General features: G+C 45.5%; 15 protein-coding genes and 1 tRNA gene. 11 read left to right on the forward strand and 5 right to left on the reverse strand.

The window, feature by feature from the left end; translation table 11 throughout:
• The first annotated feature begins 58 nt into the window (after positions 1–58).
• The 5 genes from LFX17_RS09035 to rpoD all read left to right on the forward strand — a co-directional run bounded on the left by LFX17_RS09035 (position 59) and on the right by rpoD (position 4,799).
• A complete protein-coding gene (locus tag LFX17_RS09035) occupies positions 59–271 on the forward strand; it encodes a hypothetical protein (RefSeq protein ID WP_238729961.1) in 213 nt (70 codons plus the stop codon).
• A gap of 219 nt (positions 272–490) precedes the next feature.
• The gene (gene rpsU / locus LFX17_RS09040; RefSeq protein ID WP_000232823.1) at positions 491–700 is read left to right on the forward strand and encodes a 30S ribosomal protein S21; all 210 of its coding nucleotides are present in this window, start codon (positions 491–493) and stop codon (positions 698–700) included.
• Positions 701–759: 59 nt separating this feature from the next.
• On the forward strand, positions 760–1,206 hold the full coding sequence (locus LFX17_RS09045) for a GatB/YqeY domain-containing protein (protein ID WP_238729962.1): 447 nt from the start codon (positions 760–762) through the stop codon (positions 1,204–1,206).
• 19 nt (positions 1,207–1,225) lie between these two features.
• Entirely contained in the window at positions 1,226–3,022 is a 1,797-nt protein-coding gene (gene dnaG / locus LFX17_RS09050; RefSeq protein ID WP_238729963.1) for a DNA primase, read from the forward strand.
• Positions 3,023–3,041: 19 nt separating this feature from the next.
• On the forward strand, positions 3,042–4,799 hold the full coding sequence (rpoD, locus tag LFX17_RS09055; RefSeq protein ID WP_010574820.1) for an RNA polymerase sigma factor RpoD: 1,758 nt from the start codon (positions 3,042–3,044) through the stop codon (positions 4,797–4,799).
• Between the two features lie 169 nt (positions 4,800–4,968).
• Here the strand turns inward: rpoD and LFX17_RS09060 are convergent, their stop codons facing one another.
• Entirely contained in the window at positions 4,969–6,621 is a 1,653-nt protein-coding gene (locus tag LFX17_RS09060; RefSeq protein WP_238729964.1) for a glycerol-3-phosphate dehydrogenase/oxidase, read from the reverse strand.
• Between the two features lie 33 nt (positions 6,622–6,654).
• Between LFX17_RS09060 and tyrS the strand changes: the two genes are divergently transcribed.
• Both tyrS and LFX17_RS09070 read left to right on the forward strand, forming a co-directional pair.
• Positions 6,655–7,872 carry a tyrosine--tRNA ligase gene (tyrS, locus tag LFX17_RS09065; protein ID WP_238746219.1) on the forward strand — a complete coding sequence of 406 codons (1,218 nt, stop codon included), beginning with the start codon at positions 6,655–6,657 and terminating at the stop codon, positions 7,870–7,872.
• 45 nt (positions 7,873–7,917) lie between these two features.
• Positions 7,918–9,114 (forward strand): polysaccharide deacetylase family protein, encoded by a 1,197-nt coding sequence (locus LFX17_RS09070; protein WP_238729966.1) that lies wholly within the window; start codon positions 7,918–7,920, stop codon positions 9,112–9,114.
• Positions 9,115–9,212: 98 nt separating this feature from the next.
• Here the strand turns inward: LFX17_RS09070 and LFX17_RS09075 are convergent, their stop codons facing one another.
• The 4 genes from LFX17_RS09075 to LFX17_RS09090 form a co-directional block, all read right to left on the reverse strand.
• On the reverse strand, positions 9,213–12,455 hold the full coding sequence (locus LFX17_RS09075) for an efflux RND transporter permease subunit (protein ID WP_238746221.1): 3,243 nt from the start codon (positions 12,453–12,455) through the stop codon (positions 9,213–9,215).
• A 13-nt stretch (positions 12,456–12,468) separates the two neighbouring features.
• Positions 12,469–13,005, reverse strand: a complete 537-nt coding sequence (gene def, locus LFX17_RS09080) for a peptide deformylase (RefSeq protein ID WP_238729968.1) — start codon at positions 13,003–13,005, stop codon at positions 12,469–12,471.
• A 2-nt stretch (positions 13,006–13,007) separates the two neighbouring features.
• Complete coding sequence (locus LFX17_RS09085; protein WP_238746223.1) at positions 13,008–13,718, reverse strand: hypothetical protein; 711 nt, start codon at positions 13,716–13,718, stop codon at positions 13,008–13,010.
• A 242-nt stretch (positions 13,719–13,960) separates the two neighbouring features.
• Positions 13,961–14,033: transfer RNA gene (locus tag LFX17_RS09090), tRNA-Ala, on the reverse strand.
• Between the two features lie 61 nt (positions 14,034–14,094).
• Between LFX17_RS09090 and LFX17_RS09095 the strand changes: the two genes are divergently transcribed.
• From LFX17_RS09095 to LFX17_RS09110, 4 genes are all read left to right on the forward strand, one after another.
• The gene (locus tag LFX17_RS09095) at positions 14,095–14,403 is read left to right on the forward strand and encodes a hypothetical protein (protein ID WP_010574813.1); all 309 of its coding nucleotides are present in this window, start codon (positions 14,095–14,097) and stop codon (positions 14,401–14,403) included.
• Positions 14,404–14,412: 9 nt separating this feature from the next.
• A complete protein-coding gene (locus LFX17_RS09100; RefSeq protein WP_238729970.1) occupies positions 14,413–17,229 on the forward strand; it encodes a SpoIIE family protein phosphatase in 2,817 nt (938 codons plus the stop codon).
• Positions 17,213–17,542, forward strand: a complete 330-nt coding sequence (locus tag LFX17_RS09105) for an STAS domain-containing protein (RefSeq protein ID WP_238729971.1) — start codon at positions 17,213–17,215, stop codon at positions 17,540–17,542. The genes LFX17_RS09100 and LFX17_RS09105 overlap by 17 nt, the downstream gene beginning before the upstream one ends.
• 91 nt (positions 17,543–17,633) lie before the next feature.
• On the forward strand, positions 17,634–19,286 hold the full coding sequence (locus tag LFX17_RS09110) for an acyl-CoA carboxylase subunit beta (RefSeq protein WP_238729972.1): 1,653 nt from the start codon (positions 17,634–17,636) through the stop codon (positions 19,284–19,286).
• The last annotated feature ends 3 nt before the right edge of the window (positions 19,287–19,289 follow it).

Consider the following 19,289-nt stretch of genomic DNA (forward strand, 5'->3'; position numbering starts at 1 on the left):
TTCAGGGAATAGGCGGTTGTACCGTAAATTTTCACGAGGCCAAACCTCGGAGGAAAGAATGGATCAAGCAGAAAAGTTCAAAAAGACCCTGGAACGATATATCGACTACAGAGGGATCGACATCATTCTCCATTTAAAAAACGGAACCGTAATCGAATTGGATAAAAATAGAAGATTAAACGGCGACGTGGTCATCAAAAACGGAAAGTTCGGAATCGTGGCCCAAATTGAAATCTCCGAGATCCAAAGAGCGGAATTCTTTGCTGCTTAAAAAGATCGAAACCTTTCTCAAAACAAAAATAATTCTTGGAAAAACGGCGTCTTTTTGAGATTTTGTCGGAAAACCCTTGACATAATACCCCCTTTTTCTGGTATCGTAAATCTTGTCTACCTATTTCTTCAGGGAAATCTGTGGTCATTTTGCATGCAATTTTGTCTCCGAACTTTCGTTGTTCGGAGCGGCTATTAAAACGAAGGATTTAAAAATCGAATGGTAGGAATCATTGTAAAAGACGGAGAGTCGATCGAATCTGCTCTGAAACGTTTCAAACGCGACTGCGCTAACGCAGGGATTATGAGCGAAATCAAACGCAGAGAATACTTCGAAAAACCGAGTATCAAAAAGAAAAAAGCGATCGAATCCGCAAAAAGAAAAGCAGAAAAGAAAAAACGCCTTTTCTCTAAAAAAGACAAAGCTTGAGTCAGGGCTTTGTCCAACCTGGAATCGATTGATTCCACGCATTTGAATCTATAAAACCTATGTCCCTGCAGATAAAAATCAATGAAGATCTGAAAGAGGCGATGAAAGCGAAGAAAGAGCCTCATCTTTCCACACTTCGTCTTTTAAAGTCCGACATCCAATACGAATTGACTAAAACCGGAGCGAAAGAACTCGCGGATGATCAAGTCATATCCGTCATTAAAAAAGCGTATGCGAAACGTTTGGATGCGATCGAAATGTATCAAAAAGCAGGGAGAAACGATCTCTTAGCGCAAGAAGAAGGCGAAGCTTCCGTTCTGAAAGAATATCTTCCGCCTGAACTTCCCGAATCGGAAATCATCGCAACAATCGACAAAATCTTTGCGGAAATGCAACCGACCGCCAAGGATATGGGAAAGGTCATGGGTCGAGTCATGGCCGCTTTCAAAGGAAAAAGCATCGACGGTACTAAAGTTTCGGCAATTGTCAAATCCAGACTTTCCTGAGTCTTAAAGTGAGCCACCTTTGTCTAACAAAAAGGATTTCATCGATCGAGTTCACCGGGAAGTCCCCATCGAATCTTATATCTCTCGCTTCGTACCGCTTAAAAAGCGCGGTAAGAATTTCTTAGGACTCTGTCCGTTTCATCAGGAAAAATCTCCTTCGTTTAACGTTTCAGCGGAGAAACAATTTTACTACTGCTTCGGATGCAAGGCGTCGGGAGATTTGATTCGTTTCGTAATGGATTACGAGAGAGTGGATTTTTCCCGTTCCCTCGAAATTCTTTCCGAGTATTCCGGAATTCCTTTGGAAGAGAAGAACGCTAAGGTAGCGGAGATCTCCGACTTTTTGTATAAGATCAATCAAAAAGTTTCCGATTATTATCAGCATTTGTTACGGACTCCGATCGGGAGGAATGCGCTCGATTATCTAAAATCGAGAGAAATAGAAGATTCGGAAATTCGTCTTTTCGGATTGGGGTATGCCCCCGAAGGATTCGAAACACTCGCCAAAGAAGTGTTAAAGACGAAGGACGAAATCGCGGGCGCGATCCAACTCGGTCTTTTGCGGGAAAAAGAAGCCGGAAATAACCGCCCGTACGATTTCTTTCGAGACCGGATCATGTTCCCCGTTTTGGATTTGTCCGGAAGAACAATCGCATTCTCGGGAAGAATTTTAGGTCCGGGTAAAGAAGCAAAATACATCAACAGTCCCGCTTCCGTTATTTTTGATAAGAGCCGGACCTTTTACAATTTTTTCAGAGCCAGAGAAGGCGTTCGCAAAACGGGAGAAGCGATGCTCGTCGAAGGATATTTGGACGTGATCGGTCTTGTGAGAAGAGGTTATGAAAACGTGGTCGCGTCTATGGGAACCGCGATCACGGAAAATCATATCCGAACGATGAAGAAATTCGCCGAAAAAATGACCTTTGTTTTGGACGGGGATATCGCAGGAAAGAAGGGCGCTTTGCGGGCGGCTGAAATCTGTCTAAAGGAAGGAATGGAATGTTCCATCGTCCTGCTTCCGGAAGGAAAAGATCCTTTCGATCTCGCAAAATCCATGAGCAGACCGGAACTGAGCGAACTTTTGTCGGAACAAATTCAGGGTTCCGAGTTCGTAGTAGAAGAGCTTTTGGAAAACGCAACTTCAAGAACATCGCCTGAGAAAAAAAGAAGATCTCTGCAAAATTTATATGCGTTTATCCAAACCCTCTCCCGCGAAACGGACAAACAGTTTCTTCTTGGAATGGGAGCGAACAAACTTGGGATCAGCATGGATGCGGTTCTTCGGGATTTTAAAGGCGGAACGGCAAAGAATGGACCTGCAAATGCCGATACTAGATCTAACTTAAAGGAAGTTCAAGAGGTCGCCGGTCCCGCGCTCGACTGCGAGAGAAAAATCATCTCGATGCTGGTCAAACATACGGGGCTTTTTTCGTATTCGGAAGAGATTTCTTCGATGGAATTCATGGATACGGCGAGTTCCTTTCTTTGGGATTATTTATACACGATTTATACGGGAGAAGGGGAAATTTCTCCCGTGCAGATATTATCCTCGGAACTGCCCGAGGATTTGAAGCGCGCTTTGGCTCCATACTTGATGGAAGAGGATTCCGAAAAAGTTGAGCCGGGCGAACTTCATAAGGTTTTTAGAATCCTTCTTCTACAACAGAAGAAGTTTCGAATCGAGGAAAGAATTCGGGAACTCGATCAAAGAAGAGAACGTTTTTTTACGCCCGAGATCTTTACGGAACTCAGTTTTTACCGTAAGGAAAAAGAAAAGATTCTGGAACATATCCGGAGTCAATCGGCTACCACATAATTTAGAGGGAATTGGAATGATGGAAAATCTACAAAGCATGCCTGAGGTTCAGAAGATCATATCTTTGGGAAAGGCAAACGGAGAAGTATCCTACGACGATATCAACGAGATCCTTCCCGATAAGATTCTGAACTCGGAAAAGATAGACGATTTTTTCACCCTCTTACACGAGATGGGAATCGAGATCGTGGAAGAATATACCAGAAATACTCTGGAACCGGCTTCCACTCTCGTTCCTAAGGACGATTCCAAACCGGCTCGTAAGAAAAAAGAATCCTCTTCCTCCGCAAGCGGTTCCGAAGATCCGATCAAACTTTATCTAAGGGAAATCGGGAAGGTGAGTTTGATCTCAGGAGAAACGGAAGTCTTCCTCGCAAAAAGAATCGAGAAGGGTGAGAAGATCATCGAAGAAACGATCCTCAGTTCTTCCATTCTCCGTGCGAACTACATAAAACTTCTTCCTAAGATCCGAAGCAAAAAGATCAAGGTCTACGATCTCATTCGTGTGGATAAGATGTATGCCCTCAACGCGGAAGAGGCGCATAAACTCGAGGAATTATTCTTTAAGAATATTCTCGTAATCCAGGAACAGGAAAAGGTTCTTCAGGAAGCCGTTTCCAAAATCAGAAAGTATTCCGAAACTTCCAAAAAGTACAAAGAATTCAAAGAGAAGATAGACGCTTCCACCGAAATCATTCACAACGCGATTCGCGAGCTCGGGGTTTCCCAAAAAGAAATCCAAAAAATTTCCCAAAAGATCAAATCCATGGTCTTCCGTATCAAGGAAATCGATCGCCACTTCTTAAAGATCAAAGCGCAATACGGCCAAGACGTTCGCGATATCAAGGCGTTCAACCGCTTTATTGAAAAGAACGAGAAGTTAGACGACATCGAAGTGAAGATGGGTGTGAACATCGACGAGGTTCGCGAGGTTATCAAGGACATTCGCAACAACGAAAGAAAACTCCGTCGTATGGAACAGGAAGCCGGCTCAACCGTTCAAGAGATTAAGGATTGGGGTGAAAAGATCATCAAAGGGGAGCGAGAAATTTCCCAAGCCAAGAAAGAACTGGTTAAGGCAAATCTTCGACTTGTCGTTTCCATTGCGAAACGTTATGCGAATCGGGGAATGCATTTTTTCGATTTGATCCAAGAAGGAAACATCGGTCTGATCAAAGCGGTGGACAAGTTCGAATATAAGAAAGGTTATAAATTCTCCACATATGCTACTTGGTGGATCCGTCAGGCGATCACCCGCGCGATCTCCGATCAGGCGAGAACAATCCGCGTTCCGGTTCACATGATCGAACAGGTCAACAAGGTAATTCGTGAAACAAGACTGTTCGTCCAGGAGTTCGGTCGCGACCCGAGCAACGAGGAAATAGCGGAGCGACTCGGTTGGCCGGTTCAAAAAGTCAAGATGGTCAAAAACGTCGCGAGAGAGCCTATCTCTTTGGAAATCCCGGTCGGCTCGGAAGAGGATTCGGAACTCGGAGATTTTATTCCGGACACCGAAGTGGAAACTCCCGTAAATGCGGCGGCGTCGAGCATTCTTGCCGAACAGATTCGTCAGGTGTTGCATACTCTTCCTGCGCGGGAACAAAAGGTAATTCGAATGCGTTTCGGTTTGGACGACGGTTATCCTCAAACTCTGGAAGAAGTCGGTTATCAGTTTAAGGTAACAAGGGAAAGGATTCGTCAGATCGAAGCGAAGGCGCTCCGAAGACTCAGACATCCTTCTCGTTCTAAGAAGTTGAAGGATTATATCGACGGTTAATTTTTTGAAAGTTCCGACAGGACGGAGAATTTTCACTTTAAAAAAGTAGAATTTGCTGTTAAAGGGGAATCAGTCCGAGGTTCTCCCACCGCCCACCCCGCCACCCAAAGTAAGGGCGGGGCTCGCGTGTTTCACAATAGAACACCGTATTTGCGGCAGTCTTTTAAATTTAAAGATAAGACTTTCTTAAACTCTCAATCAATTCGATCGCCGCGGCTTCTTCTGCTTTTTTCGTTTTGTCCTTCCATTTAAGCTGCTTTGCCAAAATTGCCGAAACCGGACCCACCATTTTGCGAGCCATTTCTAAATCCAAGAATAGAATCCGGATTCTTCGAGCGAGAATGTCCGTAATACCTAAAGCAAATTCTTCTTTGACCGCAAACAAAACTTCCTCCTCGAAATAAGGAATTCCTTTTCCCAAGAGCTTCGGCTTTTTACCCAAAATTTCGAAAACTTCGGTTCCGTAATAGTTCTGGAGACGCTTTGCAAATGTAGTATCGACTTTGTAATTCTTTTCAATTTCTTGATATAGAGTTTCCGAATATCCGGCGGCTCCCGGATACGAATAAACCTTCGTAGAACATTCTTCGCCTTCTGGAAGATTGCCGACTTGAATCAATTTATCCACGAGATCTTCCGCCATCTTTCGATACGTAGACCATTTCCCACCACCCATCGTAACCAATCCCGAATTCGAAACGAGGATGACTTCTTCTCGGGAAATGTTTTTCGTATCTTGGTTTCCTTCCGGAGAAATCAAAGGACGAATTCCTGCGAAGACGGAAAGAATGTCTTTTTCAGAAACGGGATTCTCCAGATATTCGTTCCCTGTATCGAGTAAAAATTGAACCTCGTTTCCGATCGGAAGAGGTTCGTCTCCCGGATTTTCAACCGGAGTATCGGTCGTTCCTAAGATGACGTGATCTTCCCAAGGAATGATAAACACGACTCTTCCATCCTTGGTTTTCGGAATGATCATCGCGGATTCGCAAGGGATTTTTTCTTTGGAGAAAACAAGGTGAATTCCTTGGCTTGGAGAAAGAACGTTGAAGGTTCTAGGATCGTCTAGTTTACGAACGTGATCCACCCAAACGCCGGTCGTGTTCGCGATCACCTTCGCATGAACGGGAAAAGTTTTCCCCGTTTCCAAATCCTTGAGATTCGCTCCTATGAGCTTGCCATTCTCCTTAATGAAAGAAACAAGTTCGACACGATTAGCGACCACGGCTCCTTCTTTTTCGGCCGATCTCGCAAGGAGCACGTTCAAACGAGCATCGTTAAACTGAGCGTCGTAATAAGTGATTCCGCCGAAAAGTCCGTCTCGTTTGATCGCACCGAATTCGGAGATCGCTTCCGATTTGGAAACGGTTTTGTGAGAAGGAAGTTTGCCTCGGGACGCAAGAATATCGTATAAGGTCAGACCGATTCCGTAATACGGACGCTCGTAAAAGCGATAAGCGGGAAGAACGAACTTCAGCGGTTTTACAAGATGAGGAGCATTCTCCAGAAGTCTTTGCCTTTCCGTCAAGGCTTCATGAATGAGTTTAAAATGAAACTGCGCGAGATAACGAACCCCGCCGTGGATCAGTTTGGTGGAACGGGAAGAAGTTCCGGAGGAGAAATCTTTCTTTTCAATCAGTGCGGTTTTATAACCTCGTTTGGCCGCATCCAAGGCCGCGCCGGTTCCGGTCGATCCGCCGCCGATTACGAGTATATCAAAGGATTCCTTTTGCAGTTTCGAAATTTGTTGAGTTCGGTTCTGTTTTTCCATTTTGAGAATTCTTCCTGCTTTACAGGTTTCTTTCCCCCTACAAATTTGCATTAAGTTTCACAATCCAATTCGGATTTTTCTTTCATGGACATTCAAAAACAAATCGAAATCATCCGCCGCGGCTGCGTTGATCTGATCAGCGAAGAAGAATTAAAATCCAAACTTCAAAAAAAGAAAACGCTGAAAATTAAGGCAGGTTTTGATCCGACTGCACCCGACCTCCATCTCGGCCATTTTGTTCAGCTCAAAAAATTAAAACACTTCCAAGACTTAGGTCATGAAGTCTCCTTTCTCCTCGGCGATTTCACGGCGATGATCGGCGACCCAACCGGCAAATCCGAAACCAGAAAAAGACTATCTCGGGAAGAGGTTTTGGAAAACTCAAAAACCTATCAAAATCAGGTTTTTAAGGTTCTTGACCCCGGTAAAACGAAAATCGTCTATAATTCCAGCTGGTGCGCCGGGATGAATTTCGAGGATGTCTTGGTTCTGAGTTCCAAATACAACGTAGCAAGAATGTTGGAACGGGACGACTTCAGCAAACGTTATAAGGCCGGCCAACCGATCTCGATGATCGAGTTTTTATATCCTTTGGTGCAAGGATACGATTCAGTCGCTATGGAATGCGACGTGGAGCTCGGCGGAACCGATCAAAAATTCAATCTTCTTGTCGGACGCGATTTACAAAGAGAATACGGAAAAGAAGCGCAGTGCGTTCTGACTCTTCCGTTACTTGTGGGATTGGATGGAAATAAAAAGATGTCCAAGTCGCTCGGAAACTACGTGGGAATCACCGAAACTCCGATCGATATGTTCGGAAAACTCATGTCGATCAGCGACGATCTCATGTGGAACTACTTCGAACTCCTGACCGATCTCCCGATGCAAGAAATTTCATCCCGTAAAAACGGAATCACAAAGAAGGAACTTCATCCGAAAGAAGTCAAGACGGAACTTGCAAAACTCATTATGGATCAGTTCTCTTCTCCTTCGGAAAACGAAGCGGCAATCGAAGAATGGAAAAAGATTCACAATCCGAAATCCAGAGCGGTTCCCGACGACATCAAAGAAGTAACGTTAGGCGAGGAATTTTTCGCGGAAACCCCGGAGCCCTTGCTCGTTTGGGTGTTGAGTAAACTTGCTTTTGTACCGTCCGTTTCGGAAGGAAGAAGACTCATCAAGGCCGGAGGTTTGTATCTCGCGGAAGATAAGATCACGGACGAAAAAATTTCCATCCAAAAAGGAAAAGAATACCTGGTAAGACAGGGGAAAAAGGGGAAATTTTTAAAAATTCTTTCCTAAAAATGATTTGAAGGATTCGAATTTCCCGATTTCAATCGAATCTTTATGTTAAGCGAGGAAGAATCTTCAGAACTTTCCCGGACAATTTCCGAAATCAAAAAAAGCGGAATCGAATCCGAAGTCATCGAACGAAAATTTCGTATGTTGCGGATTCTTTTCTCCTTGGGATTTTTTACGTTCCTCGGAGCCGTCTCGATTCTTACTCTAACACATCGAATCTTCCGATTGGAAGCGACCGTTGAAAAACAAACGGTTCATATCACGAATCTCGAAGAAACCCTGACTTCTCTCCGGCTCGAAGAGCAGCAACAAGAGGAAGAATTACTCAAATTCAAATCCGATCTCTACGACGCGGTTCCGGACGGAGATTTATCCGATCAAGTTTCCGAAAACAAAGCTTCTCTAGAAGCGCTTCCCGGTTCGGATATCGGTAAAAATATCAACCGGGGAGACACTCGGTTTAAGGAAATCGCACTTACGTTCGATCTCGGAACCGGAGAAGATCTCAAGCTCATCTACGAATATCTTTCCCGTTTTCCGATCAAGATCACTCTCTTCGTTTCCAACGAGAACCCCGCGTTAAAAAACGGTTCTTTTTTCAGCAATACGAATCTCTATTATCTCAAGAAACTTTCGGAACTCGGAAATCGGGTCGTATTCGGAAATCATACGTGGAGTCATTACAATATTCCCAGAAGTTTATACGAACCTTCTCTGCGAAAACGAGCGCTTCTTAGCTACGTTTCGGACGAAATCCCGGACACGAATTTTCTGCAGCAGGAAATGAGAATGGTGGAGGAGAAGTTCGAGTCCGTAACCGGAAAACAGCTTACGAAATACTACAGATTGCCGTATGGAGGTTTTGATCCTCTGGTGATTCGAACCTTCGGAAAGTTAGGGTATTCCCACCATATTTTTTGGAGCAACAACTCCGTCGGTTCTTTAGATATTCCGGACTTCGTATATAAGAAATTCATTTATAAGAAAGATCCTCAGACAGGGAAAACAAGAATCATGCCGAATCCGAATTACAAAACCAGAGCGGAAGCCCTGGACTTTTTGTATCGTTGGGAAGAGGCGGACAAAAACGGGATGAATGGCGCGATTATTTTAATGCATTTGGGATCTCCGAGACAATCGGAAAAGCTGATCTACATTCTTCCTGATTTTATACAGGAAATGATTTCCAAGGGTTACAGCTTTGTGACCGTTCCGGAGATCATCAACGATCGCCAAGATTAGAATCGGGCCATTCCTCGAACTTGCAGGAGTTCCTTCAAGTTAAAGAACTCCTCTGGCTTCGGTCATCAAATCTCTTTTCTAGATCGAAAGGGGATTCTTTACTTAGTCCGACTCCACAGCAAACGCTGGAATCTCGCTTGAACGTTATGCACCGTCTTGTATAAAACCGGAACGGCGACGAGCGTAAGAAACGATGAGAACGCAAGTCCCCAGCCGAATGCAAGCGCCATCGGAACCAAGAAAGGATCTCGCCCGCCGATTCCGTAAGCGGTCGGCAACAGACCCAATACCGTCGTAACCGTCGTCAACACGACCGGCCGGAGTCGCAAAAGTCCGGTTTCGATCAAAATCGAATCGATGTCTTCGTTCGGTTTTTCGAGCTTGAGTTGGTTCGCAAAGTCCACAAGAACGATGGAATCGTTCACTACGACTCCCGCAAGACCGACGATTCCCAAAAATGCGAGAAAGCCGAAGTATTCTCCATGTAAAACGAAAGCAAGAATCACGCCGATCAATGAAAATGGAATCGAACTTACCACGATTATCGGTTGAATCAAAGAACGGAAGAGGGAAGCGAGAATCATAAAAATAATGATGAACGCGACGAGAAAGGCCCTTCCCAAACTCGCAAGGGATTCTTCCGTATCTTTGTTCTCTCCGCCGAATCGCATCCGGTAACCCGGATATTTATCCATGATTCCCTTGGAAAGTTTCGCAATTTCCGCGTTCGCTCTTCTCGTGTCGGTTTTCGTTTCATCCAAATTCGCGGTCACGGTAAGAAGCCGTTTTCCGTCCAAGTGATTGATGTTCGCAAATCCGGGTTCGCGAACGTAGGTAATCAATCGGGAAACGGGAATCAGTTTCCCGAGTTGGTTGGTCACGAAGATATTGTTCAACGATCCTATGGACTTTCTTACTTCTTCTGGAAAACGAACCTTTACTTCAACTTCCTCGTCCGAACGTTTGATCTTTGTCGCGACGGTTCCTTGAAACGCTGTGTTGATCGCTTGTGCTACCTTGAAAACGGAAACTCCGGCCGTGGAAGCAAGAGATTCACTGACCTTAATACGAATCTCGTCCTTCCCCTCGTTAAAATCGTCTCCGATATCCGTAACACCGGGAACCTTTGCCATCACGGACTTATATTCTTCTCCGATCCGGATCAAAGTATCATATTCGTCTCCGCGGATCTCGATCGCGACCGGTTTTCCAACGGGAGGTCCGCCGGAAATCTTCTCAAAATCCAGAGCAAGCAGTTGTCCCTTAAAACGCGAGAATTCCGCAGGGAAAGCAGTCAAATTGAAAGGTTTGTATTCTTCCTTTTTCTTCTCCGCTTCTTTTTTGCGGGTTTCTTCGAGAATCTTTACGGACTTTTCGTTCAAAAGCCAGATCGTCTTTTCTCGAACTTCGGAAATAATTTCGTCCGTGGCCCTCTTTCTATTTTCTTCCGGCGTTAAATAAACGAGAATTTGTGCATAATGTTTTCCGCGTTTGGTAAACGGATCGTTCGGGTCTTTTTGAATGATTCCTACCCGAGTCACGTAATTTTCCACTTCTTCCTTGGAAACTTTTGCGAGTTCGTTTTCGAGAACATGCGTAAATCGCTCCGTTTCCTGCAGAGACATTCCGGTTTGTCCCGTCAATTTGATCTGAAAGACATCCACGGAACCGGGAAAAAGTTTGAATTTTCCCGCGACCGCAAACAAAGCGAAACTTCCGATCAACATCGCGAAGAGATAGATAAAAATCTGAAGTCTGTGTCGCAGCGCAAACTTCAGCAAAGGAAGATAATAGTTCACCTTGAGTTTGTAGAACCATCCGCTTTCCTCTTTGATTTCTCCCGAATGAAACTTATGTTTGTTGATATCGTATAAGTGGGAAGGAAGAATAAAAAACGCTTCGGATAAAGAGGCGAGCAACGCTATGATGACGACCAAAGGGATGCTATAGATGAACTTTCCGAAAATTCCCGTCATAAAGAGCATCGGAGCAAAGGCCGCAACGGTGGTCGTTACGGTTGCGGTCACGGGATCGATCACTTCGGAGGTTCCTTTTATGGCCGCCTCGTAAGCGGGCATCCCTTCTTCCATGTAGCGATAAACGTTCTCGCAGATGATGATCGCGTCGTCGACCAGGATCCCGACGACGATGATCAAACCGAACATCGAGATCAGGTTCAAGGTCAAACCCAGATAATTCATAATGACGAATGTCGCGCCGAAGGAAACGGGAATTCCCAGTGCGGTCATCAGTGCGACTCTCCAACCTAAGAATACGAACAGCGACGCTGTCACTAAAATCAACCCGCCGGCAGCGTTGGATAAAAGAACGCCGAGTCTTCTTCGAATGTATTTGGAAAGGTCGTTTACGAAAGCGTATTCGAATTCCCCCCGAGAATTCTTTTTAAATTCGTCGATGACTTTTTTGGCTTCGTCGACGACGAGAATAGCGTCCGCTTTTTCCCGTTTGATGACGGTCAAAGCGATCGTTTTTCTTCCGTTGACCTTATCGAGATATTCCGCTTCCTTTAAACCTTCGGTCACGGTCGCCACGTTTTCGATTCGGATCGAATTCCCGATTTCGTTCGAACGAATATGAACCCCTCCGATTTCCCGGGGAGAATCGAATTCTCCGATGGTTCTTAATATGACTTCTTTTTGATTTCCCGCGATATTTCCGCCGGGGAAGTTGATATTACGATTTTTTAATGCGAAGATGACATCCTGACTCGTGAGATAATGCGAAAACATCGCGGCAGGATTGATATCCACCTGCATCTCGGTTTCTCTCCAACCTCGTTTGGAAATTCTCGCTACGCCCGGAATATCTTCCAGAGCCTGTTCCACGATCTTTGCCTGCGCCTTGAGACGTTTTTCGGCTTCCAAACTCGTATCGCTGGAGGCGAGACTGATATCGATTTCGATCACGGGCTGTCGCGACGTTGTGATTTCCGTAACGAGAGGATCTTCCGCTTCTTCCGGGAGATCTTCCACGCGATCGATCGCGGACTTAATGTCGTCGACGACTTTCTGCGTATCCTTCGAATCCGGGTCCAATGTGATTACGATCCCGGAACGATTCTCAATCGATGCGGAACGGAATTCTTTGATTCCATCCACTTCCTTGATCGCTTCTTCCAGAGGTTTTGTGACCAGCTTTTCGATCTCGGCGGGGGAAGCTCCGGGAAACACAGTTACCACGCTTACGATATCGAAGTTGATATTCGGGAAGGCTTCCCGATTCATTTTCACCGCGGTAAAACCTCCGATGAGAATGATTAAAAAGGTGAGAAGATTTACGAAGATACTCTTAGAAAGAAAGTATTCGACCAGTGATTTCATAGTTTTTGTTTTTTTAATCTAGAATGTTTGCGTTTGAGTCGAGAGTGTCGTTGAAGCCGAACAGTTTCGTATCCTTCAACCGATCCACGTAGAGAACTCCTAATAGGTGATCGCATTCGTGTTGATAAACGACCGCTTTGTAACCGTCGATGACCTCGTCGAAACGGTTTCCTTTTTCGTCCATCCACTGCATGCGAATCTGATTGGGTCTTTCCACATAACCCCTCATTCCGGGAACGGAAAGACATCCTTCCCAAAAACCGGAACTATCCTTGGTAAGAGGAGTGATCGTCGGATTTAAGATGACTCGCTCCGGGACGTCCGGCGTTCCCGGATAACGTTCGTTATCCTCCGAACCTACGACTACGATCTGCTTGAGAATTCCGATCTGAGGCGCGGCAAGACCGACTCCTTCCGCGTGACGCATCGTATCGAACATATCGCGGAGAAGCTTTTTGAATTCCTTGGTGTTGATCTCGTCTTCGGTAACGGGTTCCGAAACTTGGCGGAGAATCGGGTCTCCCATTTTTAAAATTTTTCTTACTGACATACTTAAAAACCAGGTTCTATCTTAAATTTTGACTTTTTTTGGACAGAAGAAATCGGCCTACCGGCAAGAATTTTCATAAACAAATTCTTCAAGATCGGTTGAACCGATTTGGGATCCGACGCTTCGATCCGAAAAACCGAAAACTTACCGAGAGTCTTTCCGAAACTTCGAATCTGTTTCGTAATCGGTTCGGATTTTTTCGTAAAAACGATCGCGGGGAAAAACTCGGAATCGTTTAAACCGACTTGAAAACTTCTTTCCATCGAATCGTAAAAAGAATGCAGTTCGCGCGATAACAAAAACCACGGGTTCCAGGGAAAACGCTCCAGAATCCAATCCACGTTTTTCGGAAGCCAAGGAAAACTTTCCTCCGGTTTAAAAAACGGGGGATTGAGAACGGAGGCAGATTCGATTTTGGAAGAATGTCTTTGCAGAAGGTCGAAAACCATTCCGGAAAATAGACCTTCTCCGATCAGTTTCACCTTTTGTTTGGAAGCGACGATTTCATGGGAAATCGTTTCGATCCAAGTTTGATACTCCGGAAAATCGACTTGAATCTTGTCTGTCGGCAATTCTACGATTCGCACGGAATACGAAGACTCGAAGGGCTCCGCGTATAACGTTCTACCCGGAAAGGAAAAATCAGGGATCAAAAGGAGAGGATCGAGATTCTTCTCCCCATTCCTGCGACGGATTTGGATCTGGCTTTGCATAAGGACACGCAACGGGTTTGAATTTCTTACCGAGCTTTGTTTTTCTACGGGAAATAGCGATAAAAAAAGAAATTGGCAACTTCTTTCCGGATTGAGAATGGCCTAAGAAATCATACAATAGAGGTTTCCGAACGGACTTCTTTGGAGTTATAGAAGCGGAGAAACGGAGCGAGAAGCAAGCGTAAAAGAGTTTGACAGAGGGCTGAAAGTTTAAAAACTCAAGTGGCGGAAAGTGCAAGGTCTGGAGACGAGGGGAATCGAACCCCCGACCTTTTGAATGCCATTCAAACGCTCTCCCAACTGAGCTACGTCCCCGCTAAGGAATCAGGTTTTTACCGAATTCATTGAAGTCAATACAAATACAGGAGTGGTAAGGATGAGTGAGTCGATCGAGGATTTGCAAAAAAAATTAAAAATCCAAAACGATATTATCAAAGGATATGAGAAGGTTTTAAGACTCAACGAGCAGGAATTGGAGAACGCGGACGAAATCATCCGTATGTACGAAGGCATCATTCAATATTCCGGAAGAGAGTTGAAGGACGCAAAGGAAGCATTCGACGCGACCAACGTCGTCACCAATCTTTCCCGAGAAGAACTGATGGGAGCTTTGACTCGTATTAGAGAATTAGAAAATGCGAATAAGAAACTTCGGGAAGAATCCTTAAAGTTTCAGGCCGGCTGAACCTCTGCTTTGATCTCGAGCAAAAAACAGGATTCTCTCCTCAGACAGAGTTCTGATGGAAACCTTTACCTGGAAGACAATCCGGGTTTAACGATCGTTTTCGAATCCCTTCTCACGGAAATCATACAACTTACTTCCGCTCAATTCGGCATTTTCAGTTTTCGTCAGGAAGACGGAAGTCTGAAATCCATTTTAGGAAATCCTCCGCCGAAAGCGATCGACGAGGCGAACCTCGTGTCCGAATTCTGTTTTAAAACCGGTCAAGACATCAATCTGAAAAAAGGGGAAACGCCGAGCAAGCTGATCCCTCCCTTGCACCAGAATACCGTCTGTTGCGTGTTACACGTAGGCGAACTCGGATCATCCTCCTCCGAAAATCAAAAGAAAATTTTCGGAACGATCTTTCTCGGAAGACAGAACGACGGAGGAGGAGAATTCAGAGAATCCGACTTCGAACATCTGCGCGCCACGACTAGAATCATCTCCGATCTTCTGGAAGAATCCTTCGTTTCGGGAGAATCGTCTCTCGTCGTTCTTTCCTTGATGACTACGTCTCGGGTCGCCCTCGAATCGGTGCAGATCCGAAAACAAACCGATCGTTTCGACTTTTTGTTAACCGAAATCATCCGCGTATCGGGACTGATCAATAAATCACTGGATCTTTCCCAGCTTTTGGAAGCGATCATGCTTTCCTCCAAATCCGTGTTTCGAACCGAAGCGTGCAGCGTTCTTCTTCTCGACGATTCGAAAGAATATCTCTACTTTCATACGGTCTTGGGAGAAAAAAAGGACGAGGTTACGAAAGTGCGCGTCCCCGTAGGCAAGGGGGTCGCGGGAATGGTCGTTCAAGACAAACAACCGATGATCATCAACGATGCGATGAACGACCCGCGAGTGTATCGGGAAGTGGACAAGGCTTCCCACTTCGTTACAAGAAACATCATGGCGGCTCCGCTTCTCGTGGAAGGTCAGGTGATCGGAGTCATCGAAGCGATCAACACGATCGACAGAACGTTTTTTACGGAGAATGACCTAGAACTTTTCTTAAGCTTTTCGGGAACATCCGCGCTTGCGATCCAAAAGACAGGACTTCTTCAGAACTTGGAAGCGGCCAACAAGGATCTGAGAAAGAAAGTTTCCGAGCTGGAAAGTCTATTCGAACTTTCGCAAGTGGTTTCTTCGGCGAAGAATCAAGCCGATCTTATGAAACAATCCATTCCGGTAATTCACAGCGAGATGGACGCAAGTAAAACGGGGATTTTTCTCATCAACCGCAAGATGGGAATTCTCACTTCGATTTCTTATACGTCCGAAAAGACCGTTGAAATTTTCAGAACGACGGACTATCAGGGAAGTTTCATCCATAGTTCCATCGAAGAGGAAAAAACGACCGTCAAAGAAGATATTCAAAATTTTGCATTTACTCACGAACTCGATCAGGAATATCTAAAAGGTTCTTATATCGTCCTTCCGTTGACACACCAAGGAAGAAGCGCTTTCGGAGCGGTCACGGTTTCGGATCGGATCGACAAACTTTCTTACAACTATTCCCATCTGAGATTGTTACAGACGTTTGCCTCTTTGATCGCGAGAGGACATGAAACCCTCAAACTACAAAACGAAATGATCTCGAGAAAGGCGATGCAGCGCTCCCTCGAACGGGAGATCGAGATCACTCGGGAAATCCAAAAGAACATTCTTCCCGAATCGAAAGCGTTTCGTTCCAACTTCGATTTAGGAGTAAAGTCCGTTCCTGCAAAGGAAGTTTCCGGAGACTTTTACGATTATTACCAATATCAGGACGGTCAGTATTCTTTTTTGGTTTCGGACGTTTCGGGTAAGAGTTTGCCCGCGGCGATCTTTATGGCGATGAGTTCCTCCATCATCAGGACTCTTGCGAGAAACCACGACCTCGACCCGGAAGATATTCTAAAACAGGGAAACGCTCTCATCTACGAGGATTCCCACAACGGAATGTTCGTTACGACATTCTTCATCCATTACAATCCCGCTATATTCACTTTGGATTATGCGTCCGCCGGTCACAACGATCAGGTATTGATCCGCAAAGACGGAACCTGGGAACTCATCAAAGGTTCCGGTCCTCCTTTGGGTGTGATTCCTTCCGCGAGTTACAAAGGCGGAAGTCTGATCGTGGAACCGGGAGACATGGTCATTCTTTATACGGACGGAGCGATCGAAGAGAAAAACGCAAACGACGAGGAATTCGGTTTGGAACGGATGATCCGCGAAATCATCGTAAGAAAACATCTTCCATCGAATCAGATCATCGACGAACTTTTCGGCTTGGTCAGAGAATTTTCGGGAACTCCCGAACTTTTCGACGACTTCACCGTGATGATCCTGAAATTCAACGATGACTATCAATTCTCTAGAGAATTCGACGCGAACACGTCTTCGATTCCATTGTTCCGGGAATTCGTGTACGAAACGATCAAAGTAAGAAACTTGGAAGAATCTCTGAGAGACGATATTCTTTTGGCGTGCGACGAAGCGGGTACGAATATCGTAATGCACGGTTACGAAAATACGGAATTGAAAAATCCAAAGTTCGAATGTAAAATACGCTTTACAGGGGACTGGATCACCATTGTATTAATTGATTCCGGGAAAGTCTTTCAGAGAAAGGAAGTTCAAGAACCTTCCATCGAGGACAATCTGAGCGGCAAGCGAAAGGGTGGATTCGGAGTCTATCTGATCGAAAAGCTGATGGATTCAGTCGATTATTCCAGCGAAGGCGGGAAGAACGTTTTAGTTCTCAAGAAGAATTTTCAACACAAGGCTTCGAATGGAAATCACATCTGAAATTAAGAATCGCTCCAAAATCATCCACTTGATCGGAAACCTCGACGTTCACAACACACATAGAATCGAATCCGTTTTTATGGATCAGATCAAGACCGGAAATTCTCCCGTATTGGTTTTGGATCTTTCATCCGTTGAATTCATTTCATCCGCAGGACTTAGAATTATCGTAGCCGCTCTCCGAATCTGCAAGGAAAGAGAAGTGGAACTTCGTCTCGCGGGAATCAAGCCCGCCGTAAAAAAAGTATTCGAAATCATCGATATGAATTCCATGTTCAGCATCTTTGAAACTTTAGAATCCGCTATAAAATAGTTTTCCGCTTCGGAACATACCAGAATTTAACTTTCCCGAGAATCCTTTCTTTAAAAACTGGATATATTTCATTCCATTTAAAGGTTCTCGCATGTCCGAAGCAAAATACTCACTGGAAAATCCATTCCAATCCACGTCCGAACCTGACGCTCCGAAACCCCGCGGTCTTTACGAAGAAGCCAACGAGTTAGGGAAAGAGCTCCTGAGCAAACCGCTCGCGGGAGGAGGAGTCGACCGGATCCTCGTTCAACATTCGAAAGATCGAATGACCGTTTGGGAACGAATCAAAGTTCTCACGGAACAAGAACCGAATATTCTCTATCAAAACTGGGGCAAGAGTCTCGACGGAGCTTCCCTCGTTACCGGAATTTTAAACATCAACGGAAGAGACGTCGCGATCTACGGTCACGACTTCACGCTACGCGCTGGTTCCATGGATGCTACCAACGGAAGCAAACTCGCGAGACTGATCTACATGGCGGGAGAACACGGAATTCCTTTGATCGGAATGAACGACTCCGCGGGCGCTTACGTTCCGGCGGGAGTGGGCGGACTCGACGGTTACAGCGAGGCCTTTACCGCTCTTAGAAAAATCAGCGGCGTTGTTCCGAGTTTGATGCTCATGTTCGGATTCAATGCGGGTGGGGGTGCGTATCTCCCTCGTCAGGGATCGTTCATGATCCAATGCGAGAATACATTCTTCGGTTTAACGGGACCGGGAGTCGTTAAATCCGTATTAGGCGAGGACATCTCCGCGGACGACTTAGGCGGACCTAAGGTTCACGGACAAAGCGGGGTCGTCGATCTCATAACCGGCGACGAATTGGGATCTCTTAGAACCGCGCTCCGACTTCTTTCGTATCTTCCCGATAACAATCATTCCTTCGCTCCGTTCCATCCGACCTCGGACCCTACGGATCGATTCATCTACGAAGAAGAGATTCTTTTTAAGAAAACGTTCAACTCTCCGACGGGAATGAACACTCCGTTCGACATCACTCTGTATCTGCAGAATATCTGCGATCACGGTCAGTATTTCGAAATTCAACCGCAGAGATCCAGAAACTTAGTAACCGCTTTCGGAAGAATCGGAGGCCACGTCGTCGCGTTCGTCGCGAACAACTCGGCGGTTTCCTCCGGTCAGATCGACATCAACGCCGCGAGAAAGGGAACGCGCTTTATCCGTTTCTGTAATCTTTACAATATTCCGATCGTGTTCCTCGAAGACACGACCGGATTCTTACCCGGAAAAGAACAGGAACAAAACGGAATCGTTCTCGAGGGAAGAAAACTCCTCGATTCGATCATCGACATCCGGACACCTCGTTTAACATTGATTATACGAAATGCGTTCGGCGGCGCTTACGCATGTTTTAACTCCTATCACGTGGGAGCCGATATGGTGTTCGCGCTTCCGACCGCGAGAATCGCCGTGATGGGACCCGCAGGAAAAGACTACGTCTACAAGGACGAGGTTTCGGCGATCCACAGAGAATATCAGGAAAACGTTAAGAAGGGAATGTCCGAAAAAGAAGCGATCGTCGTTCGCGACAAAAAACTTCAGCTTCTTTCCACACAGTACGAACGCGAACTGATGAATCCGAAAGAAGCCCTTTCTCTCGGTTCCGTTTCCAGAATCGTTCTCCCGGGAACGACTAGAAACATTCTGTTCCAAAACCTGGATTATTTAATCCGACATTACAAACCGGCGCCTTTGTCCGGACCTCAAAGGGAGTTTGAGTAATCG

It is taken from the genome of Leptospira sanjuanensis, from assembly GCF_022267375.1.
In the GTDB taxonomy this organism is placed as follows: Bacteria; Spirochaetota; Leptospiria; order Leptospirales; family Leptospiraceae; genus Leptospira; species Leptospira sanjuanensis.